Origin of the sequence: Burkholderia sp. 9775_39 (assembly GCF_015712225.1) — a bacterium.
In the GTDB taxonomy this organism is placed as follows: domain Bacteria; phylum Pseudomonadota; class Gammaproteobacteria; order Burkholderiales; family Burkholderiaceae; genus Burkholderia; species Burkholderia cenocepacia.
The window spans coordinates 155,502-180,064 of the sequence record NZ_JACCQC010000007.1 but is presented as its reverse complement, the minus strand read 5'-3'; the positions used below and the strand labels follow the sequence as shown (position 1 = coordinate 180,064).

The 24,563-nt window shown below is 69.4% G+C and carries 21 protein-coding genes and 1 pseudogene; 13 read left to right on the top strand and 9 right to left on the bottom strand.

Annotation, left to right across the window (positions count from 1 at the left end; all coding sequences use genetic code 11):
• Positions 1–16: 16 nt before the first annotated feature.
• Positions 17–589: a PadR family transcriptional regulator gene (locus H0X90_RS12180; protein ID WP_006490876.1), complete on the bottom strand. Its 573-nt coding sequence runs from the start codon at positions 587–589 to the stop codon at positions 17–19.
• A gap of 68 nt (positions 590–657) precedes the next feature.
• Positions 658–1,089, bottom strand: coding sequence for a Cd(II)/Pb(II)-responsive transcriptional regulator (gene cadR, locus H0X90_RS12175; RefSeq protein WP_006490878.1), 432 nt, complete (start codon positions 1,087–1,089; stop codon positions 658–660).
• 81 nt (positions 1,090–1,170) lie between these two features.
• Between cadR and H0X90_RS12170 the strand changes: the two genes are divergently transcribed.
• Both H0X90_RS12170 and H0X90_RS12165 read left to right on the top strand, forming a co-directional pair.
• On the top strand, positions 1,171–3,693 hold the full coding sequence (locus H0X90_RS12170) for a heavy metal translocating P-type ATPase (RefSeq protein WP_196438149.1): 2,523 nt from the start codon (positions 1,171–1,173) through the stop codon (positions 3,691–3,693).
• 10 nt (positions 3,694–3,703) lie between these two features.
• On the top strand, positions 3,704–4,081 hold the full coding sequence (locus H0X90_RS12165; RefSeq protein ID WP_077190299.1) for a zinc ribbon domain-containing protein: 378 nt from the start codon (positions 3,704–3,706) through the stop codon (positions 4,079–4,081).
• Positions 4,082–4,239: 158 nt separating this feature from the next.
• Here H0X90_RS12165 and H0X90_RS12160 read toward each other — a convergent pair whose 3' ends face one another.
• The gene (locus H0X90_RS12160) at positions 4,240–5,121 is read right to left on the bottom strand and encodes a GyrI-like domain-containing protein (protein ID WP_077190298.1); all 882 of its coding nucleotides are present in this window, start codon (positions 5,119–5,121) and stop codon (positions 4,240–4,242) included.
• Between the two features lie 276 nt (positions 5,122–5,397).
• Here H0X90_RS12160 and H0X90_RS12155 point away from each other — a divergent pair, with 276 nt between their 5' ends.
• The 4 genes from H0X90_RS12155 to eutC all read left to right on the top strand — a co-directional run bounded on the left by H0X90_RS12155 (position 5,398) and on the right by eutC (position 10,794).
• Positions 5,398–6,861 (top strand): mechanosensitive ion channel, encoded by a 1,464-nt coding sequence (locus H0X90_RS12155; protein ID WP_034201881.1) that lies wholly within the window; start codon positions 5,398–5,400, stop codon positions 6,859–6,861.
• A 189-nt stretch (positions 6,862–7,050) separates the two neighbouring features.
• Positions 7,051–8,463, top strand: coding sequence for an ethanolamine permease (gene eat / locus H0X90_RS12150; RefSeq protein ID WP_006496293.1), 1,413 nt, complete (start codon positions 7,051–7,053; stop codon positions 8,461–8,463).
• A 139-nt stretch (positions 8,464–8,602) separates the two neighbouring features.
• Positions 8,603–10,000, top strand: a complete 1,398-nt coding sequence (locus H0X90_RS12145; RefSeq protein ID WP_006489528.1) for an ethanolamine ammonia-lyase subunit EutB — start codon at positions 8,603–8,605, stop codon at positions 9,998–10,000.
• Positions 9,997–10,794, top strand: a complete 798-nt coding sequence (gene eutC, locus H0X90_RS12140; RefSeq protein ID WP_006496291.1) for an ethanolamine ammonia-lyase subunit EutC — start codon at positions 9,997–9,999, stop codon at positions 10,792–10,794. Before H0X90_RS12145 ends, eutC begins: the two co-directional genes overlap by 4 nt.
• Here the strand turns inward: eutC and H0X90_RS12135 are convergent.
• A complete protein-coding gene (locus tag H0X90_RS12135; RefSeq protein ID WP_012492249.1) occupies positions 10,787–11,671 on the bottom strand; it encodes a LysR family transcriptional regulator in 885 nt (294 codons plus the stop codon). The genes eutC and H0X90_RS12135 overlap by 8 nt on opposite strands.
• A 155-nt stretch (positions 11,672–11,826) precedes the next feature.
• Between H0X90_RS12135 and H0X90_RS12130 the strand changes: the two genes are divergently transcribed.
• A complete protein-coding gene (locus tag H0X90_RS12130) occupies positions 11,827–13,449 on the top strand; it encodes an MFS transporter (protein WP_077190297.1) in 1,623 nt (540 codons plus the stop codon).
• A 110-nt stretch (positions 13,450–13,559) separates the two neighbouring features.
• Here the strand turns inward: H0X90_RS12130 and H0X90_RS12125 are convergent, their stop codons facing one another.
• Positions 13,560–13,988 (bottom strand): pyridoxamine 5'-phosphate oxidase family protein, encoded by a 429-nt coding sequence (locus tag H0X90_RS12125; protein WP_077190335.1) that lies wholly within the window; start codon positions 13,986–13,988, stop codon positions 13,560–13,562.
• Between the two features lie 321 nt (positions 13,989–14,309).
• Between H0X90_RS12125 and H0X90_RS12120 the strand changes: the two genes are divergently transcribed.
• From H0X90_RS12120 to H0X90_RS12110, 3 genes are all read left to right on the top strand, one after another.
• Entirely contained in the window at positions 14,310–15,836 is a 1,527-nt protein-coding gene (locus tag H0X90_RS12120; protein ID WP_006489874.1) for an aldehyde dehydrogenase family protein, read from the top strand.
• 176 nt (positions 15,837–16,012) lie between these two features.
• Positions 16,013–16,561 carry a hypothetical protein gene (locus H0X90_RS12115; RefSeq protein WP_077190296.1) on the top strand — a complete coding sequence of 183 codons (549 nt, stop codon included), beginning with the start codon at positions 16,013–16,015 and terminating at the stop codon, positions 16,559–16,561.
• 205 nt (positions 16,562–16,766) lie between these two features.
• Positions 16,767–17,783 carry a helix-turn-helix domain-containing protein gene (locus H0X90_RS12110; protein WP_077190295.1) on the top strand — a complete coding sequence of 339 codons (1,017 nt, stop codon included), beginning with the start codon at positions 16,767–16,769 and terminating at the stop codon, positions 17,781–17,783.
• 94 nt (positions 17,784–17,877) lie between these two features.
• On the opposite strand, the gene H0X90_RS12105 is transcribed toward H0X90_RS12110, so the two are convergent.
• Both H0X90_RS12105 and H0X90_RS12100 read right to left on the bottom strand, forming a co-directional pair.
• On the bottom strand, positions 17,878–18,978 hold the full coding sequence (locus H0X90_RS12105; protein ID WP_077190294.1) for a glycosyltransferase family 9 protein: 1,101 nt from the start codon (positions 18,976–18,978) through the stop codon (positions 17,878–17,880).
• Complete coding sequence (locus H0X90_RS12100; RefSeq protein WP_012492253.1) at positions 18,975–20,678, bottom strand: thiamine pyrophosphate-binding protein; 1,704 nt, start codon at positions 20,676–20,678, stop codon at positions 18,975–18,977. Before H0X90_RS12100 ends, H0X90_RS12105 begins: the two co-directional genes overlap by 4 nt.
• A gap of 277 nt (positions 20,679–20,955) precedes the next feature.
• Here H0X90_RS12100 and H0X90_RS12095 point away from each other — a divergent pair, with 277 nt between their 5' ends.
• From H0X90_RS12095 to H0X90_RS36200, 3 genes and pseudogenes are all read left to right on the top strand, one after another.
• Positions 20,956–21,417, top strand: coding sequence for a hypothetical protein (locus H0X90_RS12095; RefSeq protein ID WP_062884187.1), 462 nt, complete (start codon positions 20,956–20,958; stop codon positions 21,415–21,417).
• Positions 21,414–21,698 carry a type II toxin-antitoxin system mRNA interferase toxin, RelE/StbE family gene (locus H0X90_RS12090; protein ID WP_006485672.1) on the top strand — a complete coding sequence of 95 codons (285 nt, stop codon included), beginning with the start codon at positions 21,414–21,416 and terminating at the stop codon, positions 21,696–21,698. Before H0X90_RS12095 ends, H0X90_RS12090 begins: the two co-directional genes overlap by 4 nt.
• Before the next feature lie 3 nt (positions 21,699–21,701).
• A pseudogene (locus H0X90_RS36200) lies at positions 21,702–21,788 on the top strand (VapC toxin family PIN domain ribonuclease); the annotation flags it as partial.
• Between the two features lie 68 nt (positions 21,789–21,856).
• Here the strand turns inward: H0X90_RS36200 and H0X90_RS12085 are convergent.
• Positions 21,857–23,245, bottom strand: a complete 1,389-nt coding sequence (locus H0X90_RS12085; protein WP_077190293.1) for an L-serine ammonia-lyase — start codon at positions 23,243–23,245, stop codon at positions 21,857–21,859.
• A gap of 30 nt (positions 23,246–23,275) precedes the next feature.
• Complete coding sequence (locus H0X90_RS12080; RefSeq protein ID WP_006496280.1) at positions 23,276–24,418, bottom strand: alginate lyase family protein; 1,143 nt, start codon at positions 24,416–24,418, stop codon at positions 23,276–23,278.
• Positions 24,419–24,563 lie beyond the last annotated feature (145 nt).

The window sequence follows — 24,563 nt, the reverse complement described above, 5'->3', positions numbered from 1 at the left end:
CGGGCGGCGCGACGCGTCAGCCGTCCACCCAGCGCAGCGCGCCGATCTTCAGGTGCTCGACGACGCTGCGCGCCCAGTCGAGCTCCGCATTGAGCAGCACGAGCGCATGCTCGTTCTGCAGCAGGAACAGGCGCGGCACCTGATCGGCCTGCGCGGTCGCGCGCAGCGCTTCCAGCCGCTCACGTTCGGCGTCGAGCCGGGCGATGCGCAACTCGAGCTGGTGGCGTGCGTCCTCGGCATCGAGCAGCGGCAGGAACGCGAGGCCGGCGCCGAATGCCGGAAATTCGCGCGCGGGCTCCGCGAGCAGCGCGTGCAGCCACGCCTGCCCGGCCGTGTGCCCGGCTTCGGTCAGCGCATACAGCGTGCGCTCAGGAAACGCGCCGTCGCGCTCGGTGTCGTGCACGGCGATCAGCCCGTCGCGCAGCAGCCGGTCGATCGTCTGGTAGAGGCTCGTGCGCTGCCGCACGTTGACGACTTCGTCGTATCCGCGGGCCTTCAGTTGCTGCAGCATCCCGTACGGATGCATCGGCGTTTCGGTGAGCGTCGCGAGGACGGCCAGCGCGAGCGGGGACGGGCGGCTCGTAGACATGAATAGTTAAAGTATATCTAGTAATAATATAACTATTCTCGATCAGACTATCAGATTTGACAAGGGTTTCAGCCGAGGTGCGAGCGCTTCGCGGCCGGCGCGACGGTTTCCATCGTCGCGAGGCCATGCACGATCCCGCAATCCTCGACCGAATGCTCGCCGACGCACTGGCGCCGCAATTCAGTGAGCTGGTCGCGCAACTGCGTGAGTTCCGCGAGGCGCGCATCGACGTGTCCGATGTGGTCGTCGAGCAGCGAATTGATCGAATCGCAGCGGTCGGCCGGCGTGTCGGTGAGTCGCAGCAACGCGCGGATTTCGTCGTGCGCCATGTCGAGCGCGCGGCAGTTGCGGATGAAGCGCAGCCGTTCGACGTGCACGTCGGTGTAGTTGCGGTAGTTCGAATCGGTGCGCTCCGCGTCAGGCATCAGACCCTCTTTCTCGTAGAAACGGATCGTCTCGGGCGTGCAGCGGGCCGCTTTGGCCAGTTCGCCAATCTTCATGCCTTTCTCCCGTGTAAGGGTTGACCTTGTAGTGGCTTCAGGGTGTTAACTCTACACCGTCAAGCCACAAAGGAGGTTGTCATGACCGACGCCAAGCGTCCCCACGACCCACGACACCGTCATGCCGGCGGCGCCGATGCGTGCTGCGCCGAGGCGCGCGACACGCAGACGGCGACCGTTGCCGACGCGGCGCCGGCGGCCGGCGAGCGCGCGCACGGCCATGACCACGATCACGCCGCGCATGGCGAGGCCGGTCATGACCACGATCACGGCCATGCGGGCGACGACCAGCATGTGCACGGCGCGACGTGTTCGCACGACCACGCCGCGCATGACCATGCCGGTCACGACCACGACCACGACCACGACCACGACCACGACCACGACCACGCGGCCGGCGACTGCTGCGCGCCCGCCGCGCTGACGCTCGCGCCGCTGCCGGTCGCGCGGGCGACCGCGTCGGGCCACGTGCGCTCCGCGTTCCGGATCATGCAGATGGACTGCCCGACCGAGGAAACGCTGATTCGCAAGAAGCTCGGCGGGATGAGCGAAGTGTCGGCGCTCGAATTCAACCTGATGCAGCGGATGCTGACCGTCGAGCACGCGCCCGGCGCGCAGCCGGCGATCGAAAGCGCGATCCGCACGCTCGGGATGACGCCGGAGGCCGCGACGGCCGGCGCCCCGGCGGCGCGCGTCGCCGACGCGCCCGCGAAGCCGTGGTGGCCGCTCGCGCTCGCCGGCGTCGCCGCGATCGCGTCCGAAGGCGCGACCTGGGCCGGGCTGCCGGTGTGGCTGTCGGCGGCGCTCGCGCTCGCCGCGGTGCTCGCATGCGGGCTCACCACGTACAAGAAGGGCTGGATCGCGATCCGCAACGGCAACCTGAACATCAACGCGCTGATGAGCATCGCGGTGACGGGTGCGATGGCGATCGGCCAGTGGCCGGAAGCCGCGATGGTGATGGTGCTGTTCACGATCGCGGAACTGATCGAGGCGAAGTCGCTCGACCGCGCGCGCAACGCGATCCAGGGGCTGATGCAGCTCGCGCCGGACACCGCGACCGTGCAGCAGGCCGACGGCGCGTGGCGCACGATCGAGGCCGCGCAGGTCGCGCTCGGCGCGGTCGTGCGCGTGAAGCCGGGCGAACGGATCGGGCTGGACGGCGAAGTCGTCGCGGGCCGCTCGACGGTCAACCAGGCGCCGATCACCGGCGAGAGCCTGCCCGTCGAAAAGGCGAGCGGCGACGCCGTGTACGCGGGCACGATCAACGAATCGGGTTCGTTCGACTACCGCGTCACGGCCGTCGCGGCGAACTCGACGCTCGCGCGGATCATCCACGCGGTCGAGGAAGCGCAGGGCGCGAAGGCGCCGACGCAGCGCTTCGTCGACCAGTTCGCCCGCGTCTACACGCCGATCGTGTTCGCGGTCGCGCTGCTGGTCGCGGTGGTGCCGCCGCTCGTGATGGGCGGCGCGTGGCACGACTGGATCTACCGCGCGCTGGTGCTGCTCGTGATCGCGTGCCCGTGCGCGCTGGTGATCTCGACGCCGGTGACGATCGTGTCGGGGCTCGCGGCCGCCGCGCGGCGCGGGATTCTCGTGAAGGGCGGCGTCTATCTGGAAGAAGGGCGCAAGCTCGCGTGGCTGGCGCTCGACAAGACCGGCACGATCACGCACGGCAAGCCGGTGCAGACCGACTTCGACGTGCATGCGGACGACGCCGATGCGGCGCGCGTGCGGCACCTCGGCGCGAGCCTCGCGGCGCGCTCCGACCACCCGGTGTCGCAGGCGATCGCCGCCGCGGCGCGCGACGCCAGCACGACGGCATTCGCCGACGTGCAGGACTTCGAAGCGATCGTCGGGCGCGGCGTGCGCGGCACGATCGACGGCACGCGCTACTGGCTCGGCAACCATCGGCTCGTCGAGGAACTCGAACGCTGCTCGACGGCGCTCGAGGCGAAGCTCGACGCGCTGGAGCGGCAGGGAAAGAGCGTCGTCGTGCTGGTCGACGAAACGCGCGTGCTCGGCCTCTTCGCGGTGGCCGACACGATCAAGGACACGAGCCGCGATGCGATCGCCGATCTGCATGCGCTCGGCATCCGCACCGCGATGCTGACGGGCGACAACCCGCATACCGCGCAGGCGATCGCGCAGCAGGCCGGCATCGACGACGCGCGCGGCAACCAGTTGCCGGAAGACAAGCTCGCGGCGGTCGAGGAACTGTCGGCGGGCGGCGCGGGTGCGGTCGGGATGGTCGGCGACGGGATCAACGATGCGCCGGCGCTCGCGCGCGCCGACATCGGCTTCGCGATGGGCGCGATGGGCACCGACACGGCGATCGAGACGGCCGACGTCGCGCTGATGGACGACGACCTGCGCAAGATTCCCGCGTTCGTGCGGCTGTCGCGCGCGACGCACCGCGTGCTGGTGCAGAACATCGGCTTCGCGCTCGGCGTGAAGGTCGTGTTCCTCGGTCTCACGGTCGCGGGGCTCGGCACGATGTGGATGGCGGTCTTCGCCGATGCGGGCGCGAGCCTGATCGTCGTGGCCAACGGCTTGCGGCTGTTGTCGTCCTCCGGGGCGTTCGGCGGCGCCCAGGCCCAGCGTTGAGGAGCGGACGATGAGCTTTTTGAAACGGATTCTCGGCGGCCACGGCGGCGGTCATGGCAGCGGGCACGGCAACGGCGGTGACGGCGGTCACGGTGGCGGGCATCACGGCGGGTCGCGCCAGGGCGGCCATGGTGGCCACGATGCGCGCGGCCGCGATCGCCACGGCTGGGGCTGGCAGGCGCCGGCCGATGCGGCGAACGGTGGTCGGGGCGGGAATCTGGCGCTGAGCCAGCTCGCCTGCGCCGGTTGCGGCGCACTCAACGCAGCCGATGCACGCTTCTGCGCGCAATGCGGCACGGCGCAACGCGGCAAGGCTTGCAGCCGCTGCCATGCGGCGCTGGCGGCCGACGCGCGGTTCTGCCCCGGCTGCGGGACGCCGGCGGCTTAAGGATCTCCGCGAATTCGCGCCGGCTACGCATACGCACGGGCCGGCGCGCTTCGTTCAACGTCGGCGCACCGGCATGCCCGGTGTCGTCCCGGGCATCGTCGCACCCGCAATATCGTCGCGGTTCGTCAAGATACACGGCTGCGCGGCACACCCGTCGCTCAGCGCAACGGCAGGTGAATTTCCGTGCGCAGATCGGCCGGCGCCGTGTCCATCGGCGTATTGAGGTACAGCTCGAACGGCGGCGCGTCGGCGGCTTCGCGGCCCGAATGACGCAGCCACTCGCCGTAGAGCCACTGGTAGGCCGTCTTCAGGTCCGCATACGGCCCCGTATGCAGCAGCACCGCGTATTCGCCGCCCGCGATCGTCGCGCGCTCGACCGGCGGCACGGGCGCCACGTCCGGCGCGCCGTCGGCCGGCATCAGGCAGGCTTTCGCGCGCAACTGCGCTTCGGGCGTCGTGTCCGGATCGTCGTAGAAGATCCCGATCATCTTCGCGCCCGGGCCGATCAGTCCGTGCTGCCCGGCCCACGCGCCGATGCGCCCGAACGCGTCGCCCACCTTCATATACGCACCGGTGTGCGCCACCGCGTAGCCGCGCAGTGCCGGCAGACGCCGGATCTCGACCTCGTGCTTGAACATGTCTTCCTCTCCTCGCTGTAGTGGATAAATCGGCCGGTGGCTGCCGGTGCGCCGGTGCTGCGCGGGCAGCACGCCGTACGTGTCGCGAAACGCCCGCGCGAACGCGTGAGTCGACCCGTAGCCGGCCCGCCGCGCGATCTCGTCGAGCGGCCGCGTGGTGCAGACCAGATCCTCGGACGCCCGCACGATCCGCATCCGCCGCACCGTCAGCACGATCGACTCGCCGTACAGCGCGCGATAGACGCGCTGCCAGTGATACGGCGACAGGCACGCGACTTCGGCGAGCCGGTTCAGGTCGAGCGGGCCGTCGAGATGCGTGCTGATGTACGCGTGAACGCGCGCCACGCTCGCCGCGTAGCGGGCCCACGCGGGCGGCTCGGGGTTGGTTTCGGTGGGGGGCATCGACGTGTCCGGGGCAAGCACCGACGCCACGGTAGCACGGCCCGAATGGATAAATCTTGCGGAAATGCGGGACCCCGAATCATCGATCCCTTTTTAATTTCGACGAAATGGGGTCTTGCCCCTCCGGGATCTATGACTAAAGTTAAAGACGGTGAAATCGGGTGAACGCGTCATTTTTCTCAGGTAAGTTGCTCCGGCGGCAACGCACGTTTTTCGAAGTACGCAGGTAGTTCGTCGATGTTCAATCGCAACGCCACGTTTTCGGGAGAAGAAGAAATGGATGCTTCCAGCTTCATCACGTCGCTGCAGACCACGCTAGGCGGATACCTGCCCAAGATCGCCGGCGCGATCGGCATCCTGGTGATCGGCTGGCTGATCGCCGTGGCGGTGCGGGCCGGCGCGTTGCGCCTGCTCAACGCGCTGAAGGTCGATCAGCGGATCACCGACAGCACCGGCCAGGGCGCGTGCGTCGAACGCATCATCGCCGGCGGCCTGTTCTGGCTCGTGCTGCTCGTCACCGCGGTGGGCATCTTCAACGTGCTCAACCTGTACGCGGTCTCCAATCCGTTCTCGCTGCTCGTCACGCACATCGTCAACTACCTGCCGAACCTGATCGGCGGCGCGGCGCTGACGCTGATCGCGTGGCTGATCGCATCGCTGCTGCGCAGCCTCGCGAACCGCGCGCTGAAGGCGAGCAAGGTCGACGCCACGCTGTCCGAAAGCGCCGGCATGCAGCCGATGAGCGGCTATCTCGGCGACGTGCTGTTCTGGCTCGTGATCCTGATGTTCCTGCCGGCGATCCTCGCGTCGTTCGCGCTGTCGGGGCTGCTGTCGCCGGTGCAGGGGATGGTCGACAAGCTGCTCGCGATCGTGCCGAACATTTTCGCGGCCGCGGTGATCGGCTTCGTCGGCTGGGTCGTCGCGCGCGTGCTGCGCGGCCTCGTGACCAACCTGCTGGTCGCGGCCGGCGCCGACCGCCTCACGCAGGGAATCGACAGCCCGACGCCGGTGCGCGTGTCGAGCCTGGTCGGCACGATCGTCTACGTGTTCGTGTTCGTGCCGACGCTGATCTCCGCGCTCGACGCGCTGAAGATCGACGCGATCTCGATCCCCGCGACCAACATGCTGAACCAGTTCCTCGGCGCGGTGCCGGACATCGTCGCGGCGATCGTGATCGTGCTGGTCACGTTCTACTTCGCCCGCTTCGTCGCGTCGCTCGCGCAGAAGCTGCTGGAAGCCGCCGGCGTCGACGGGCTGCCGGCCGTGCTCGGTGTCGAGCGCGTGTTCTCCGGGATCCTGCAGCCGTCGGTGCTGGTCGCGCGGCTGATCGTGTTTTTCGCGATGCTGTTCGCGTCGGTCGAGGCCGCGAACCGGCTCGGTTTCTCGCAGGTGCGCGACGTCGTCACGCTGTTCATCGAATTCGGCGGCCACGTGCTGATGGGCGGCGTGATCCTCGTGATCGGCGTGTGGCTCGCGGGCCTTGCCCGCCGCGTGATCGAGCAGGCCGACCGCGAGCACAGCGTGCTGTTCGCACGCATCGCGCAATTCGCGATCCTCGGCCTCGTGTTCGCGATGGGGCTGCGCGCGATGGGCATCGCCAACGAAATCGTCCAGCTCGCGTTCGGTCTCGTGCTCGGCGCGATCGCGGTGGCCGTTGCGCTGTCGTTCGGCCTCGGCGGTCGCGAGGCGGCCGGCAAGCTGCTCGACCGCTGGTTCAACCAGCGCGGCGGCGGCCAGTAAGCACGGACGATCGGGCCTGCGTCGCGCGGGCCCGGATCGACGTCGCAACGGACGCGGCCGGCGTTTCCGCAAGCGAAACGTCAGCCGCGATCTTTGCCGAATTTCGATAACACGTCGTTTAATGACTCTCTAGCATCGATTCTCAGTCGCGCTGGTCCGCAGGCCCGGCGCCTTTGAGGAGAGAGTCCGATGAAAGCAGAGTCGAATGGCCGGCCCGCCGCCGGCGCCAAGCTGTCCGGCCAGCCCGCGCTGCAGCAGACGCTCGGGACCTGGCAACTGTGGGGCATCGCGGTCGGCCTCGTGATTTCCGGCGAATACTTCGGCTGGAGCTACGGCTGGGCGAGCGCCGGCACGCTGGGTTTCGTGATCACCGCGCTGTTCGTCGCGGCGATGTACACCACCTTCATCTTCAGTTTCACCGAGCTGACGACGTCGATTCCGCATGCGGGCGGCCCGTTCGCGTATGCGCGCCGCGCGTTCGGCCCGACCGGCGGCTATCTGGCCGGCGCCGCGACGCTCGTCGAGTTCGTGTTCGCGCCGCCCGCGATCGCGCTCGCGATCGGCGCGTACCTGCACGTGCAGTTTCCGGGGCTCGAACCGAAACACGCGGCGATGGGCGCGTATCTCGTGTTCATGGCGCTGAACATCGTCGGCGTGCAGATCGCGGCGACCTTCGAGCTCGTCGTCACGCTGCTCGCGATCTTCGAGCTGCTGGTGTTCATGGGCGTCGTGTCGCCGGGTTTCGCGTGGAGCAATTTCACGAAGGGCGGCTGGTCGGGCGCCGATCACTTCAGCCTGGGCGCGTTCCACGGGATGTTCGCGGCGATTCCGTTCGCGATCTGGTTCTTCCTCGCGATCGAAGGCGTCGCGATGGCCGCCGAGGAAGCGAAGAACCCGAAGCGCTCGATTCCGATCGCGTACGTGGCCGGGATCCTGACCCTCGTGGCGCTCGCGATCGGCGTGATGGTGTTCGCCGGCGGCGCGGGCGACTGGACCAAGCTCGCGAACATCAACGATCCGCTGCCGCAGGCGATGAAGTACATCGTCGGCGCGAACAGCGGCTGGATGCACATGCTCGTGTGGCTCGGGCTGTTCGGGCTCGTCGCGTCGTTCCACGGGATCATCCTCGGCTATTCGCGCCAGATCTTCGCGCTGGCCCGCGAAGGCTACCTGCCCGAATGGCTCGCGAAGGTGCATCCGCGCTTCAAGACGCCGTACCGCGCGATCCTCGCGGGCGGCGTGGTCGGGATCGCCGCGATCTACAGCGACGAGCTGATCCAGTTCGGCGGGCAGACGCTCACCGCGAATATCGTGACGATGTCGGTGTTCGGCGCGATCGTGATGTATATCGTGAGCATGGCGGCGCTGTTCAAGCTGCGCCGCTCGCAGCCGAACCTGGAGCGACCGTTCCGCGCGCCGCTGTATCCGATCTTCCCGGCATTCGCGATCCTCGCGGCGCTGGTCTGCCTCGGTACGATGGTGTATTTCAACGGGCTGGTCGCGCTGGTGTTCGTCGGCTTCCTCGCGGTCGGTTACGCGTACTTCCTCGCGACCCGCGCGCAGCGCGCGAGCGCGCCCGGCGACGCGCTGCTCGAGGAGTGAGCGATGCCGACGGTGCAGGCGAAGGTGAAAGTGAAAGGCCGTTCCTGACGGCATCCGGCGCGCCCCGTCGAACGGGCGCGCCGTCGGCTTTTGATCGGGGGCGTGAACCGGCCCCGGGATGGACAAGGAGACTCGCACGATGTCCTATACGGAGACGATCGGTCCGCGCACGTACCGCTTCGCGGACCTGAAGACGCTGCTCGCGAAGGCGAGCCCGCTGCGTTCCGGCGACCAGCTCGCCGGCGTCGCGGCGGCGAGCGAGGAGGAGCGCGTCGCCGCGAAGATCGCGCTCGCGGGCGTGCCGCTGAAGGCGTTCCTGAACGAAGCGGTGATCCCGTATGAAGACGACGAGGTCACGCGCCTCATCATCGACGATCACGACGCGCAGGCGTTCGCCGACATCTCGCACCTCACCGTCGGCGATTTCCGCAACTGGTTGCTGTCGCCCGCGGCCGACGGCGCGGCGCTCGAGCGAATCGCGCCCGGCCTCACGCCCGAGATGGTCGCGGCCGTGTCGAAGCTGATGCGCAACCAGGACCTGATCGCGGCCGCGAGGAAGCGCCGCGTCGTCACGCGCTTTCGCAACACGGTCGGGCTGGCCGGCCGGATGTCGGTGCGGCTGCAGCCGAATCACCCGACCGATGACGTGAAGGGCATCGCCGCATCGATGCTCGACGGGCTGATGTACGGCTGCGGCGACGCGATGATCGGCATCAACCCGGCCACCGACAGCCTCGCGGCGATCGTGAAATTGCTCGCGATGATCGACGGCTTCCGCGAGCGCTACGGCGTGCCGACCCAGTCGTGCGTGCTCACGCACGTGACCAACACGATCGCGGCGATCGAGAAGGGCGCGCCGGTCGATCTCGTGTTCCAGTCGATCGCGGGCACCGAGAAAGCCAATGCCAGCTTCGGGATCTCGCTCGCGCTGCTCGGCGAGGCGCGCGAGGCCGCACTGGCGCTGAAGCGCGGCACGGTCGGCAACAACCTGATGTACTTCGAGACGGGCCAGGGCAGCGCGCTGTCGGCGAACGCGCATTTCGGCGTCGACCAGCAGACCTGCGAAGTGCGCGCGTATGCGGTCGCGCGCAAGTTCGAGCCGTTCCTCGTGAACACCGTGGTCGGCTTCATCGGGCCCGAATACCTGTACGACGGCAAGCAGATCATCCGCGCGGGCCTCGAGGATCACTTCTGCGGCAAGCTGCTCGGCGTGCCGATGGGCTGCGACATCTGCTACACGAACCATGCGGAAGCCGATCAGGACGACATGGACACGCTGCTGACGCTGCTGGGGGCGGCCGGCATCAACTTCATCATGGGGATTCCGGGCGCGGACGACGTGATGCTGAACTACCAGAGCACGTCGTTCCATGACCAGCTCTACGTGCGCGAGGTGCTCGGGCTGCGCCGCGCGCCCGAGTTCGAGGAATGGCTGGAGACGATGGAGATCGCCGACGCGCACGGCGCGCTGCGCGCCGCGACGGCGCGCGTGCCGCTGCTCGCGGGGGCGAACGACTGGATGGGGGTGTCCGCATGAGCGACGCCGTCGAAAAGAACCCCTGGGCGCAGCTGAAGTCGTTCACGAACGCGCGGATCGCGCTCGGCCGTGCGGGCAACAGCCTGCCGACCGCGCCGCTGCTGGCCTTCAACCTGTCGCATGCGCAGGCGCGCGACGCGGTGCACCAGCCGCTCGACGCGGATGCGCTGCGGCGCGAGATCGAGGCGGCCGGCATGCTGCCGACGCTGCGCGTGCAGAGCGCCGCGCCCGACCGCGACCATTACCTGCGCCGGCCCGATCTCGGCCGCAAGCTGTCGGACGACAGCCGCGGGCTGCTGGCGGGTTACGGGGCGGCGCTCGACGAGGCGCCCGACGTCGTGTTCGTGGTCGGCGACGGGCTGTCGGCGTTCGCGGCCGCGAAGCAGGCGCTGCCGCTGTTGCAAGCCGTGCGGCCGCGGCTCGATGCGGATGGCTGGCGGATCGGCCCGGTGGTGGTCGCGACGCAGGCGCGCGTCGCGCTCGGCGACGAGATCGGCGAGCTGTTGCGCGCGAAGGTCGTCGCGATGCTGATCGGCGAGCGGCCCGGGCTCAGTTCGCCGGACAGCCTCGGCGTGTATCTGACGTGGGCGCCGAAGGTCGGCTGTCACGACGCGCTGCGCAACTGCATCTCGAACGTGCGCCCCGAAGGACTGCCGCACGCGGCCGCCGCGCACAAGCTGCATTACCTGATGACGCATGCGCGCAGGCTCGGGCTGACGGGCGTCGGGCTGAAGGACGACAGCGACACGCTGTTGCCGGCGGCGGAAGCGGAACGGATCGGCGTGACTACCTGAACAGCCGCTCGCACAGGAAATCGACGAACACGCGCAGCTTCGGCGACAACTGCCGGCTGGACGGCCACACGATCGAGAACTGCCCCGGCGCGATCCGGTAGTCGTCGAGCACGGTGACGAGCGCACCGTGTTCGAGTGCGTCGCGCGCGAGGAAGTCGGGCATGTAGCCGATGCCCAGCCCCGCGAGCACGGCGCCACGCAGCGCCTCCATGTTGTTGCAGGTCATCGCGGTGCGCAGCTTCAGCGGTGTGCCGTCGTCGGCCGCGAGCGCCCAGTCCTGCAGCTTGCCGGTGGTCGGAAAGCAGTAGCGCACGCAGTCGTGCGCTTCGAGCTCGCGTGGCGTGCGCGGCGTGCCGGCTTGCGCGAGATACGCGGGCGTCGCGCACAGCACGAACGCGAACGGACCGAGCCGCCGCGACATCAGGCTCGAATCGGACAGCGGGCCGCTGCGGATCACCGCGTCGAAGCCGCCTTCGACCACGTCAACCATCCGGTCGTTGAAATCGAGATCGAGTTCGACGTCCGGGTAGCGCTGCCGGAATTCGGGCAGCACCGGCAGCAGGAAGCGGTAGCCGATCACCGGCAGGCTCACGCGCAGCTTGCCGCGCGGGCGCTGCGCGGACGCCGTCACGGTCGCCTCCGCGTCGCGAAAATCCTCGAGGATGCGCTGGCAACGCTCGTAGAAATGCCGCCCCTCTTCGGTGAGCGTCACGCGCCGCGTCGTGCGATTGAACAGCCGCACGCCGAGCGACTGCTCCAGTTTCGCGATCGTCTTGCCGACCGCCGACGCCGAGATGCCGAGCGCGCGGCCGGCCGCGACGAAGCTCAGCGCTTCGGCGGCGCGGACGAACGCGACGATGCCGGTGAGATTTTCCATCGAATCGAACGACGTGCAGCGACGCACGCTGTCAGGTGAATTACGGAATTTTAGTCCGTTATATGTGGAGCTTCGCGGGGTTTTTCGCGGATTGAATCGGATTTATCGTCTGTCGCTCTGATGGCGCATCCGCGCCGGCTTTTCGAGGAGCGATGATGGATCACCCTGTTTCAGCCGTTTCGGCCCTGGCGGCGCGTCGGCGCGCGTGGGTGCTGGCCGCCGTCTGCATGGCCGCCGTCGCGCTGCCGCTGTCGTTTTCGGGCGGCGCGGTCGCGACGCCGGCGATCGGCCGCGACCTGCACGGCAGCCCGGTCGCGATGAACTGGATCACCAACGCGTTCATGCTCGCGTTCGGCAGCTTCCTGATGGCGTCGGGCGCGCTGGCTGACCAGTTCGGCCGCAAGCGCCTGTTCGCGATCGGCGTCGGCGGCTTCACGCTGATGTCGGTCGCACTCGCGTTCGCGCCGTCGATGCTCGCGGTCGACTTGCTGCGCGCCGCGCAGGGGCTCGCCGCCGCCGCGGCGCTGGCCGGCGGCACGGCCGCGCTCGCGCAGGAATTCGACGGCGCGGCGCGCACGCGTGCGTTCAGCCTGCTCGGCACGACGTTCGGGATCGGACTCGCGTTCGGGCCGGTGCTCGCCGGCGGTTTGATCGGGCATTACGGCTGGCGCGCGATCTTCGTGACGAGCGCGGTGGCCGGCGTGCTGTCGCTCGCGTTCGGGCTGCCGCGCATGGACGAGTCGCGCGATCCGCACGCGACCGGGCTCGACTGGCCCGGCACGGCGGCGTTCACGACCGCGCTGACGCTGTTCACGTTCGGCGTGATCGAGGCGCCCGCGCGCGGCTGGTCGAGCCCGCTCGTGATCGCGCTGCTGGCCGGCGCGGCGCTCGGCGCGTGCGCGTTCGTGACGATCGAGACGCGCGTCGCGCGGCCGATGCTCGACCTGTCGCTGTTTCGCATCGCGCGCTTCGTCGGCGTGCAGGTGCTGCCGGTGTCGACCTGCTGCTGCTACATCGTGCTGCTCGTCGTGCTGCCGCTGCGCTTCATCGGTATCGACGGTTTCAGCGAGATCGACGCCGGCTGGCTGATGCTCGCGATTTCCGCGCCGATGCTGGTCGTGCCGCTCGTCGCGGCGACGCTCACGCGCTGGCTGTCGGCCGGCGTGATTTCAGGGCTCGGCCTGCTGGTCGCGGCAGCCGGGCTCGTGTGGCTCGGGATCGCGTTGCGCGGCGGCGCGGGGTCGGCGGCGATCGCGCCGATGCTCGCGATCGGTGTCGGCGCCGGCATGCCGTGGGGGCTGATGGACGGGCTGTCGGTGAGCGTCGTGCCGAAGGAGCGCGCGGGGATGGCGACGGGCATTTTCAGCACGACGCGCGTGGCCGGCGAGGGGATCGCGCTGGCGATCGTCGGCGCGGTACTGGCCGCGCTCGCGCACGCGGGGCTCGCGCACGCGGCAGGGGCGGCTGGTGCTGCCGATGCGCCGGATGCGACGCTGCGGGCCGCCGCGCGGCTCGCGACCGGCGATCTCGCGGGCGCGGCGGCCGCGTTGCCGGGCGTCGGTCGGGCGGCGTTGATCGCGAGCTACACGCACGCGTTCGACCGGCTGCTGATGGGGCTGGCCGTCGTCACCGTGCTGTGCGCGGTGGTGGTGTTCGGGTTTCTCGGCCGGCGGCCGGCCGCCGATGAAACGGGCGACGATGCGGACGGCCGCGCGCTCGCCGATGCGTCGGCGCGCAGCCGGATCGAGCCGGCCCGCGCGGAGACGCACGGGCGGTGAGTGTTGCATCGCGACGCGTCGACGCGTCGGTACTTCGGCACATCGGCATTTCGGTCGATGCAGCCGCCGTGCCCGCATGGTCGGCTGGCCAGCGCGTCACCCGTCGCGCATCACGCCAGCACGAGCGGCGGCAGCGCCGCATCCGCGCGCGCCTGCGCGCGTTCCACATCGATCACCAGATAGCGCAACGCGTCCGGCCACAGGTGCGCGCGCGCTTGCGCATCCTCGTCGAGCGTCGCGCGGCCCTGCACGAGCCAGGTCGTCTGGCGCACGAAATCGACGAACAGCAGCGCGATGGCCGGATTCACGAGCAGGTTGCCGATCGTGTTGAGCAGGTTGTTGCCCGCGAAATCGGGCAGCACCAGCGTGCGGCGATCCGGGATATCGACGAGCGGCGTGAACGAGCCGTCGGCACGCGGCTGGCGGCCACGGTACGAACAGTCGCCGTTACCGGCCGCGTCGGCGGTCGCGACGATCAGGAAAGCCTGCTCGCGGATGAATGCGATGGCGTCGTCGGTCAGGGGGCCGAGATCGTTCATGGTGTCGGTCGGCGCGTGCGCCGTGGCGTGGGGATCGGTGATCCGCACGCAAGCGACATGCCACACGCGGCGGCGCGCCTCCACGGGCAGCGCCCCTGCGCGCACTGTGGAAATTCCGAACAGCGATCCCGTCGCTGCGCAATCGCGGTGTTCAGAATCGGTACACCCGCCGTGTTGCGTGCGTGAACACCGCACGGTGCGAACACGGGCCGGCCGCGATCGACATGCCCCCGGTCCGTTTGGCACGCATGTTGCGTAAACGGGACCAGCGCATTCCAACCGGCGCTGTACTCACACAAGCACGATGAACAGGAGACATGTATGAACCCGTTTGACCTGAAGCAACTGGGCCTCGACGTCGAATACCCGTACCGTCAGCAATACGACAACTACATCGGCGGCAAGTGGGTGGCGCCCGTGAAGGGCGAGTATTTCGAGAACGTGTCGCCGATCAACGGCCAGCCGTTTTGCCGCATCCCGCGGTCCGGCGCCGACGACATCGAGCTGGCGCTCGACGCCGCGCATGCCGCGCGCCGCAAGTGGGGCAAGACGTCCGTCGCCGAGCGCGCGAACCTGCTGCTCGCCGCCGCCGACCGGATGGAAAAGAACCTGAAGCTGCTGGCCGTGGCCGAGACGATCGACAACGGCAAGCCGCTGCGCGAGACGATGGCGGCCGACCTGCCGCTCGCGATCGACCACTTCCGCTACTTCGCGGGCTGCATCCGCGCGCAGGAAGGCGGCATCTCCGAAATCGACGACAACACCGTCGCGTATCACTTCCACGAGCCGCTCGGCGTGGTCGGCCAGATCATCCCGTGGAACTTCCCGCTGCTGATGGCCGCGTGGAAGCTCGCGCCGGCGCTCGCGGCCGGCTGCTGCGTGGTGATGAAGCCGGCCGAGCAGACGCCCGCGTCGGTGCTCGTGCTGATGGAGCTGATCGGCGACCTGTTCCCGGCCGGCACGATCAACATCGTGAACGGCTTCGGCAAGGAAGCGGGCGAAGCGCTCGCGACCAGCAAGCGGATCGCGAAGATCGCGTTCACGGGCTCGACCCCGGTCGGCAAGCACATCCTGCGCGCGGCGGCCGACAGCCTGATCCCGTCGACGGTCGAGCTGGGCGGCAAGAGCCCGAACATCTTCTTCGCCGACGTGCTCGACCAGGACGACGCGTTCCTCGACAAGGCGCTCGAAGGGCTCGCGATGTTCGCGCTGAACCAGGGCGAGGTGTGCACGTGCCCGTCGCGGATCCTGATCCAGGAATCGATCTACGAACGCTTCATCGAGAAGGCCGTCGCGCGCGTCGAGCGCATCAAGTCCGGCCACCCGCTCGACTTGCAGACGATGATCGGCGCGCAGGCGTCGCAGCAGCAGCTCGACAAGATCCTGTCATACATCGACATCGGCCGCGGCGAAGGCGCGCAATGCCTGACGGGCGGCGAGCGCGCGGCGCCGGCCGCCGACCTCGGCACGGGCTACTACGTGAAGCCGACGATGCTGCTCGGCAACAACAAGATGCGCGTGTTCCAGGAGGAGATCTTCGGGCCGGTCGCGTCGGTGATGACGTTCAAGGACGAGCAGGAAGCGATCGAACTCGCGAACGATACGTTCTACGGGCTCGGCGCCGGCGTGTGGACGCGCAACGGCACGCGTGCGTACCGGATGGGCCGCGAGGTCGAGGCCGGCCGCGTGTGGACCAACTGCTACCACCTGTACCCCGCGCATGCGGCGTTCGGCGGCTACAAGCAGTCGGGGATCGGCCGCGAGACGCACAAGATGGCGCTGTCGAACTATCAGCAGACGAAGTGCCTGCTGGTCAGCTACCAGGCCGAGGCGCTCGGGTTCTTCTGATCGCCGAAGCCGGCGCGACGTGTCGGGGGCCGGTTGGGCCCCGTACGTCGCCCGGTTCGATTTCCCTGTTCGACAGTCGGCGCGGGCTGCGTTGTTGGCGGCCGGCGCCGGCCACGCTGCCGACCGCCGCGCATGCGCGGCGGTACGGCGCGCCGATGCATACGACGACCCCCAGCATGGCAGAACCATCCCGATCCTTTCCCCGTCACCCGGTATTTCATCCGGGCGAACTCGACGCGCAACACCGCTTCGGCGTCGCCGACGAAGCGGAGCGGATGAGCGACGCCGTGACGACGCGGCTGAGCCTCGGCGTGCGGCAGTTCATCGAATCGCAGCCGTTCATGTTCGTCGGCATGGCATCCGGCGCGGGTGCGTCGATGACCTGCGACATCGTGCAGAGCCGACGCGACGCGAACGGCGATCTGCTGCCGGTGGTACGCGTGATCGATACGAAGACGCTGCGGTTCGCGTTGCCCGCCGCGCATGGCGGCGACGGCGGCCGGATCGACGCGGCCGCCTGCGACGGCAGCGGCGTCGGATTGCTGTTCGTCGATTTCGTGCGCGGCCTGCGCTACCGGATCAACGGTCGCGCCACGCTGCGCGCCGATCTGCCGGAAGCGGACGCGGCGCCGTGGGCGGCGGGCAGCGCGATCGTCGAGCTGGCGATCGCGCACGCATACGGCAATTGCGGCACGCGGGTCGTGCGGCTGAAGCCGGCCCGGTAGCCGGCATCCGGGCGCGGGCGGCGGCGCGCATGCGCGCTCGCCGCGCGGATCGCACCGGCGGCGTGCGCGGCATGCCGCCTTCGGGTGCGCCCGCATGGCGCGCGGCGGCCGGACAGCGTGGAATGGCGGGTTGCTCGCCGGGCCGTGCGGTTCGGCACGGGACTTGCGTGGCACGCAGGGTTCCGCGCAGGTGAGGGAGGACACGATGGATCAACACGTGGTGGGTACGGAAGAACCGACCGCCGAAGACACGCGGCGCAGCGCGCAGGGCGACGATGCGTTCGCCGGGCAGGCCGTCGTCAGCGTCGCGCACGATGCGGACGAGCAGGCGCGCAACCTGATCGGCTGGCGGCAGACCTACGACCAGCTCGCGGCCGGCCGCTTCGTCGGCACGCTGACCGAGCTGCCGCTCGACACGATGAAGCTGTTTCGCGAATCGACCAGCCATCTGCTGCGCCAGGCGTGCGAAGTGCGCGGCGATGCGTACTGGTTCGGCATTCCGCTCGTGTGCGACGGCTCGGCGCGCGTCGATGCGTGCCGCATCGGCCCCGGCGCGCTCGCATTCCGGCCCGGCAACGTCGAATTCGAACTGGTGACGCCCGCGCAGTTCTCGATCTACGGCGTCGTCGTGCGCGGCGACGTGCTGCGCCGCTATGCCGAGGACGTCGAGCGCCGCGCGCTCGACGAGCGGTTGTTCACGCAGCGCGTGATGCAGGTCGGCGATGCGCGGCTCGCGCGGCTGTGCGCGCTGCTCGGCCGCCGGCTCGACGGCGCGGTGGCGATGGCCGGCCCGCTGCCCGATGCGCAGCGCGACGACCTGCAGGCCGAAGTGCTGGCCGCACTGTTCGATGCCTGCGCGCAGCCGGCCGACGACGGCAGCGGCGGCGCGCCGTCGACGCGCCGCTGGCTCGTCGACCAGGCGCGCGACTACGTGCTCGCGCACCGCACGCGCCCGGTCGGCGTGCCCGAGCTGTGCGAGCAGCTGCACGTGAGCCGGCGCACGCTGCAGTACTGTTTCCAGGACGTGCTCGGCATGGCGCCCGCGACCTACCTGCGCACGCTGCGGCTGAACGGCGCGCGGCGCGACCTGTGCGGGCGCGCGGCGGGGTCGGTGCAGGACGTCGCGGAGGCGTGGGGTTTCTGGCATCTCAGCCAGTTCGCGACCGATTACCGGCGCCTGTTCGGCAAGCGGCCGTCGGAGACGCTGCGCGATCGCGCGTGAGGGGCTTGGCGGGAAGGCGGGCTGCAGTGGTGCTGACGCGGTGGGCGTGCCGCTACGGGCTTGATCGTTCCGCCCGCCGCTGCGCAGGCTTCGCTCAGATGGCGGCCTGTGCAGCCACGTCGCGCGGTGCGGGCCACGCGAGCGCGTCCCAGTCGATTGCGCGGTAAGCGGCTTCGACCGCCGCCAGATCGTCCGGCCGCTCGCTGTGATGCAGCCCGTGCAATGCGGCCGGCACGTCAAGCGTGACGGGCACGCAATGCGGATAGTCGCGCACGCGCAGCGCCGGGCCGATCGTCGTGAAGCATGCGAGCGTCGGCACGTCGAAACCGTCGGCGAGATGCAGGGCCGCCGTGTCCGGCGCGAACAGCAGGCTCGCGCCCTTGATCCAGGCGATGAAGCGCGCGGTGTCGGCCGCGTCGCTGCTCATATCCACGTAAGCCGGATGCGCGAGCGGACCGAAGCCGACTACCGGCAATCCGTAACGCTGCGCGAGCCGATCCACGAACGCGACGCGCAGCGCGGGCGGCACGCTGCGCACCGCGGTGCTCGCACTCGGGCAGAACAGCACGTACGGCCGCTGCCATTCGGCCGGCAGTGCGGGCAACGGCAGCCGCGCGAGCCAGCGGTTGCGCTTCGCGGCGGCCGGCACGGCGGCCGGATCGGCGCCGAGCGCGTCGAGGAAAAAGTCGATCATCGGCAGCCGCGCGAACGCGGGCCAGTACAGGTGATTGCCGACGTCGATGCAGTGCGGCTCCGTGGCCAGCGCTTCGGCGGGGTACGGCAGCGCGCGCGACGGCGCGACGACGTCGGCCGCGAGCGCGTACAGCGCATCGACATAGCGCGGCGCGCGCGCCGGCCGGTACAGCGTGAAGGGCAGGCCCGGATGGGCATCCCGCAACGCGGCGAGGGCCGTCATCCCGATCACCGAATCACCGAGCGTGACGCCCATGCCGTTGATCACGTGCACGTGCCGCGCCGCGCCGTAGTCGAGCCGGAACGGTCGGGACGCGGCGTGCCGCAGGCCGAGCGCGGGCGCGGCCGCTACATGGCCTTCGGTGCGCGCGTCGCCCTGCTCGAGGTCGTACGGTGCGACGAGCGTGCCGTCGGGCGCGAGCAGCGTGCCGGGGCAGGTCAGCGCGTCGTCGTGCGACAGCGCGGCGACGGGCGGCGTGGCGTGCATGTCGCCCGACGTCATGCGCCGCGCGCGCGGCGGCCCTGCTCGCGGATCTGCTCGAGCGTCGCGGCGGGTGTGCTGGCGTCCTGCGGGATGCGGATCTCGATCACCGCGGGCAGCCCGCAGGTCAACGCGCGTTCGAGCGCGGGCGCGAAATCGGCGGTGCGCTCGACCGTCTCGCCATGCGCGCCGAACGCACGCGCATACGCGGCGAAATCCGGATTCGTGAGCCCCGTGCCGTGCACGCGGCCCGGGTAGTTACGCTCCTGATGCATGCGGATCGTGCCGAAATGACCGTTGTTGACGACGATCGCGACGATGTTCAGCCCGTATTGCATCGCGGTCGCGAGCTCGTTGCCGGCCATCATGAAGCAGCCGTCGCCCGCGAGCGCGACGACGGCGCGCTGCGGATACAGCGACTTCGCGGCGAGCGCGGCCGGCAGCCCGTAGCCCATCGCGCCGCTCGTCGGCGCAAGCTGCGAACGGTAGTGCCGGTACGCGAAGTGGCGATGCAGCCAGATCGCATAGTTGCCCGCGCCGTTGGTCAGGATCGCGTCGTGCGGCAGGCGCTCGCGCAACTGCACCATCACGTCGCCGAGTTGCACGTCGCCGGGCATCGGCAGCGGCGCATGCCATTCGCGGTATGCGCGGTGCGCGTCGGCGGCCGCGCCGGCCCACGCGGGCCGCTCCGGCGGTTCGAGCGCGGCCAGCGGCGCGGCGATCTCGGGCATGCCCGACACGATCGGCAGGTCGGCGGCGTACACGCGGCCGAGTTCGTCCGCGCCCTGATGCACGTGGATCAGCGTCTGGCGCGTTTTCGGGATGTCGAGCAGCGTGTAGCCGCCGGTCGTCGCTTCGCCGAGGCGCGGCCCGATCACGAGCAGCAGGTCGGCGTCGCGGATGCGTTTCGCGAGCGCGGGGTTGATCCCGAGCCCGACGTCGCCCGCGTAGTTCGGGTGCGCGTTGTCGATCGTGTCCTGGAAGCGGAACGCGCACGCGACCGGCAATTGCCAGCGTTCGACGAAGGTGCGCAGGTTCGCGCACGCGTCCGGCGTCCAGCCGCTGCCGCCGACGATCGCGAACGGCCGCTCCGCGCGCGCGAGCCGCTCGCGCAGCTCGTCGAGCTGCGCGGCCGACGGCGCCGCCGCGATGCGTTTCGCGGCCGGTGCGACGGGCTGCGGCGCGCACGCGTCGGACAGCACGTCCTCCGGCAACGCGAGCACGACCGGGCCGGGCCGGCCGGACGTCGCGACGTGGAACGCATGGCTCAGGTATTCGGGGATGCGGCGCGGGTCGTCGATCTGCGCAACCCATTTCGCCATCTGGCCGAACATCCGGCGGTAGTCGATTTCCTGGAAGGCTTCGCGGTCGAGGTGTTCGCGTGCGCACTGGCCGACGAACAGGATCATCGGCGTCGAATCCTGGAACGCGGTGTGCACGCCGATCGACGCATGGGTCGCGCCGGGCCCGCGCGTGACGAACGCGATGCCCGGGCGGCCGGTCAGCTTGCCGACCGCTTCGGCCATGTTCGCGGCGGCCGCCTCGTGGCGACAGACGACCGTCTGGATGCGGGCGGTGTCGTCCGCGAGCGCATCGAGCACGGCGAGGAAACTTTCGCCCGGCACGCAGAACACGCGTTCGACGTGATTGGCGAGCAACGCATCGACGAGCAGTCGCGCACCGGTGGTGGTGCGCGGCTCGAGATCCTTGGAATGCGACATGGGCTGCCGTCTCCCTGGGTAGCGGGACGTACAGCTTACGCCGGATGGCCGGGCGCTGAAAAGTGTCGGAACGTCGGGTGATCGGTGCGGGTCCCGGCTTCGGCTGGCTGATCGGCCAGCTTGTGCGCGTGGGCGCGACGGCGGAAAGTCAGGGCTACGGACACTGAGCCGGACGCTGCTTCCAGCGTGAAAGCGGGTCGACCAAATAACAATAAATCAGGAGGCCATTCAATAGTAAAATTTCAACGGGTGAGTAAAAAATGGGGCAAGAATCGCCATGACGACCGAAACGATCGATCAAAAGACGCTGACGGAGCTGGTCGAAGCCGGCGCGGTGCGTGCGGCCCGCGTGGTCGGTTGCGGCAACGGCTGGGCGCTCTCGGCCCGCTGCGGCGTGCACGAGCGTTTCCTGTCGGCCAAGCGCGGCGACGTGCGGGTGTTTCGCCGATTTGAAACGCTGGTCGGCTTTCTGCGTGACATCGGTATCAGCCGGTTCGATGTGGATGCGTCGGCCTTCGATCCGGATGCGGCCGGCCGGGCGACGCGGCCCGATCGGGCGGTGGCGTTGAAGGCGGCACACGAGGCGGCGGCCCACGATCGCTGGTTTCGGGAGCAGGTGCAGCAGGCGCTGGACGACCCGCGTGCGTCGATTCCGGACGCCGAAGTCAGCGCCGACTTCGCGTCGCGCCGTGCGGCACTGCGTGATCGGCTCGCGGGCAGGCGTGGGGATGTTTCTTGACCCTGGCGCTGCACTGGAACCCGAAGGCGCTGGAGGATCGCGCCGCGATCATGGACTACATCGCCGAGGACGACCCGCTGGCTGCGGTCGAACTCGACGAACGGCTGGAAGAAAGGGCGGTGGCGCTACCGGCCCACGCCGAGTTGTATCGGCAAGGGCGGGTGGCCGGCACACGCGAGCTGGTGATCGCGCCGAACTATGTGCTCGTGTACCGAATCCGGCCGGCCGATGGCATCGTGGAGATTCTTCGCGTACTGCATGCGCGACGGCAATGGCCGTAATGCGCGATATTCGCCGTTCTGGTGACCAACAACGAGCGGGATCTCGCGAGTTACCCGGGATTGCGACTCGAGAACTGGTTGAACGATTGATGTGTGCACGCCGGGACCCGGCGGTCATGCAAGCGTTCATTCGTCTCGCATGACCGCCTGATCCAGCATCAGCACTCGACGATATTCACCGCCAGCCCGCCGCGCGACGTTTCCTTGTACTTGGTCTTCATGTCGGCGCCCGTCTCGCGCATCGTCTTGATCACGGAGTCGAGCGACACGTAGTGCGAGCCGTCGCCGCGCAGCGCCATGCGCGCCGCGTTGACGGCCTTCACCGACGCCATCGCGTTGCGTTCGATGCACGGGATCTGCACCATCCCGCCCACCGGGTCGCAGGTCAGGCCGAGGTTGTGCTCCATCCCGATCTCGGCCGCGTTCTCGACCTGCTGCGGCGAGCCGCCGAGCACGGCCGCGAGTGCGCCCGCGGCCATCGAGCACGCGACGCCCACTTCGCCCTGGCAACCGACTTCCGCGCCGGAGATCGACGCGTTGAGCTTGTACAGGATGCCGATCGCGGCGGCCGTCAGCAGGAAATCGATCACGCCCTGTTCGTTCGCGCCGGGCGTGAAGCGCGTGTAGTAGTGCAGCACCGCCGGGATGATGCCGGCCGCGCCGTTGGTCGGCGCGGTGACGACGCGGCCGCCGGCCGCGTTTTCCTCGTTGACCGCGATCGCGTACAGGTTGATCCAGTCGATCATCGACAGCGGGTCCTGCAGCGCGCGCTCAGGGCTGCCCGTCAGCGTGCGGTACAGCTGCGGCGCGCGGCGCTTGACCTGGAACGGGCCGGGCAGGTTGCCGTCGGCGTCCGGGTTGCCGATCCCGCAGCCGCGCGACACGCACGACTGCATCACGGCCCAGATCTTCAGCAGCCCGTCGCGCGTTTCTTCCTCGGTGTGCCACGCGCGCTCGTTTTCCCACATCAGTTGCGCGATCGACTTGCCGGTCGACGCGGTCAGCGCGAGCAGCTCCGCGCCGGTGCGGAACGGGTGCGTCATCTGCTCGGCCGCGCTCAGCACCTTGGTGTTCGGTGCGCCGGCCGTCACGACGAAGCCGCCGCCGACCGACAGATAAGTGCGCTCGACCAGCACCGCGCCGTTCGCGTCGCTCGCGCGCAGCTTCATCCCGTTCGGATGTTCGGGTAGCGCTTGGCGGTAGAACGCGATGTTGTCCTTCAGCACGAACGGCACCGGATGCGTGCCGAGCAGCGCGAGTTGCTTCGTCTTGCGGACGTCTTCGAGTCGCGCGTCGATCGTGTCGGGATCGACGGTGTCGGGCGCGTCGCCGAGCAGGCCGAGCATCACGCCGCGGTCGGTGCCGTGGCCCTTGCCGGTGGCGCCGAGCGAGCCGTACAGCTCGACCTTCACGTGGGCCGTCGCGTCGAGCAGCCCGTCGCGCTCGAGGCCCTGGACGAACATCAGCGCCGCGCGCATCGGTCCGACCGTGTGCGAACTGGACGGACCGATGCCGATCTTGAAGAGGTCAAACACGCTGACTGCCATTTCGATACCTGCCTTGCGATAAGAATGATGCTAGCGCGCCTGCAATGGCAGGCACGCGGCGAGCCATGCGGGCGGCGTTGGGGAAAGCTGCTGCGCGACGCGGGCATAGCGCCCGTCGAGCCGCGCGGCCAGATGAAAGAGTTCGGTGGCGTTTTTCGGGTCCCACTGCCCCGTGTAACCCGGCAAGCCGGCCTCGCGGCGCTTCGCGTCGAACGGCACCGGTGAATTCACGAATTCCTCGTGCGTCTTTTCGCCGAGCGCATACGGCACGAGCCAGTCGAGCGCGGCCGCGAGCGTCGCGCCATTCGCGCCGCGCTCGCGCAGCCAGTTGCGGTTGAAGCGGCGCGCGGCGAGCGCGGCCGTTACCAGCGGCTGCAGATCGTAGACCGCGTAATGCAGCGCGTCGCGTTCCTCGAAATCCCAGGTCTTGCCGTCGGGGCCGATGTTGTCGGCGAGATGCTCGACGAACAGCCGCTGCGCGGCGTTCATCATCTTGCGGTCGCCGAGCGTGAATGCGGACAGCGCGATCAGCTTGATCCGGTGGCTCTGCCAGTTGTTGCGCCAGGTGCCGGTGAGCGGGCGCTTCTGCGCGTCGACCTGCGCGACATAGCCGGCGCCGAGCTTCGCGATGAACGCGGCCGTCGCGTTGCGCGTTTTCACCGGCAACGCGCTCGCGGTCATGTCGTACGCAATGATCAGGCTCTCGAAGCGCGTCTCGTCGATCGGGTTGAAGCTCGGCTGGTAGGTCGAGACCCACGCGGACAGGAAGCGGTCGACGAGTTGCAGGTAGCGCGGCGCGTTCGTCACGCGCCACGCGAGCGCCGCGTCGCGCATCAGGTCCATGTCCTTGAGCGCGGCCGCGCTCTGGTCGTAGATGCCTTCGTGCGGCAGCGTGCCCTCGGTGTGCACGCGCGCCATCGCTTTCGGCTGCTCGCCGATGCGCGCGTCGACGCTGCGGATCAGCGCCTGCACGCCCGGCTCGGCCTGCGTCGTCTCGCTCGTCTGCAGCGCCGGCGCCGCGCAGAAATTCATCGCCGCGCGCGCACTGCCGGCGGCGCCGAGGCCGGCGGCGGCCAGCGACAGCGACGCGACGAGCATCGGCACGTAGCGGCCTGCGCGGATGCGCGGCCGCCGCTCGGTTGCACCATGGCCCGGAAACATCGGACGCACCATGCGGAACTCCTTCATTGGCTGGATCGCGTGTGATGTTAGCCGGATTGGCGGATGAACGTGAACCGGTCGGCCCGGCGAACGCAAAAACCGCACGCAACCCCGGGTTGCGTGCGGTGCGGTCACCATTGGTCGGCTCCGGGCCTGG

Excerpts from the sequence above, each read along its gene's own strand:
- eutC (WP_006496291.1), top strand. The coding sequence starts at position 9,997 with ATGAGCGACGCCGTCGAAAAGAACCCCTGGGCGCAGCTGAAGTCGTTC.
- H0X90_RS12125 (WP_077190335.1), bottom strand. The coding sequence starts at position 13,988 with ATGAACGATCTCGGCCCCCTGACCGACGACGCCATCGCATTCATCCGC.
- H0X90_RS12165 (WP_077190299.1), top strand. The coding sequence starts at position 3,704 with ATGAGCTTTTTGAAACGGATTCTCGGCGGCCACGGCGGCGGTCATGGC.
- H0X90_RS12120 (WP_006489874.1), top strand. The coding sequence starts at position 14,310 with ATGAACCCGTTTGACCTGAAGCAACTGGGCCTCGACGTCGAATACCCG.
- H0X90_RS12110 (WP_077190295.1), top strand. The coding sequence starts at position 16,767 with ATGGATCAACACGTGGTGGGTACGGAAGAACCGACCGCCGAAGACACG.
- H0X90_RS12170 (WP_196438149.1), top strand. The coding sequence starts at position 1,171 with ATGACCGACGCCAAGCGTCCCCACGACCCACGACACCGTCATGCCGGC.
- H0X90_RS12100 (WP_012492253.1), bottom strand. The coding sequence starts at position 20,678 with ATGTCGCATTCCAAGGATCTCGAGCCGCGCACCACCACCGGTGCGCGA.
- H0X90_RS12095 (WP_062884187.1), top strand. The coding sequence starts at position 20,956 with ATGACGACCGAAACGATCGATCAAAAGACGCTGACGGAGCTGGTCGAA.
- eat (WP_006496293.1), top strand. The coding sequence starts at position 7,051 with ATGAAAGCAGAGTCGAATGGCCGGCCCGCCGCCGGCGCCAAGCTGTCC.
- H0X90_RS12080 (WP_006496280.1), bottom strand. The coding sequence starts at position 24,418 with ATGGTGCGTCCGATGTTTCCGGGCCATGGTGCAACCGAGCGGCGGCCG.
- H0X90_RS12145 (WP_006489528.1), top strand. The coding sequence starts at position 8,603 with ATGTCCTATACGGAGACGATCGGTCCGCGCACGTACCGCTTCGCGGAC.
- H0X90_RS12160 (WP_077190298.1), bottom strand. The coding sequence starts at position 5,121 with ATGCCCCCCACCGAAACCAACCCCGAGCCGCCCGCGTGGGCCCGCTAC.
- H0X90_RS12130 (WP_077190297.1), top strand. The coding sequence starts at position 11,827 with ATGGATCACCCTGTTTCAGCCGTTTCGGCCCTGGCGGCGCGTCGGCGC.
- H0X90_RS12135 (WP_012492249.1), bottom strand. The coding sequence starts at position 11,671 with ATGGAAAATCTCACCGGCATCGTCGCGTTCGTCCGCGCCGCCGAAGCG.
- H0X90_RS12105 (WP_077190294.1), bottom strand. The coding sequence starts at position 18,978 with ATGACGTCGGGCGACATGCACGCCACGCCGCCCGTCGCCGCGCTGTCG.
- cadR (WP_006490878.1), bottom strand. The coding sequence starts at position 1,089 with ATGAAGATTGGCGAACTGGCCAAAGCGGCCCGCTGCACGCCCGAGACG.
- H0X90_RS12180 (WP_006490876.1), bottom strand. The coding sequence starts at position 589 with ATGTCTACGAGCCGCCCGTCCCCGCTCGCGCTGGCCGTCCTCGCGACG.
- H0X90_RS12115 (WP_077190296.1), top strand. The coding sequence starts at position 16,013 with ATGGCAGAACCATCCCGATCCTTTCCCCGTCACCCGGTATTTCATCCG.
- H0X90_RS12155 (WP_034201881.1), top strand. The coding sequence starts at position 5,398 with ATGGATGCTTCCAGCTTCATCACGTCGCTGCAGACCACGCTAGGCGGA.
- H0X90_RS12085 (WP_077190293.1), bottom strand. The coding sequence starts at position 23,245 with ATGGCAGTCAGCGTGTTTGACCTCTTCAAGATCGGCATCGGTCCGTCC.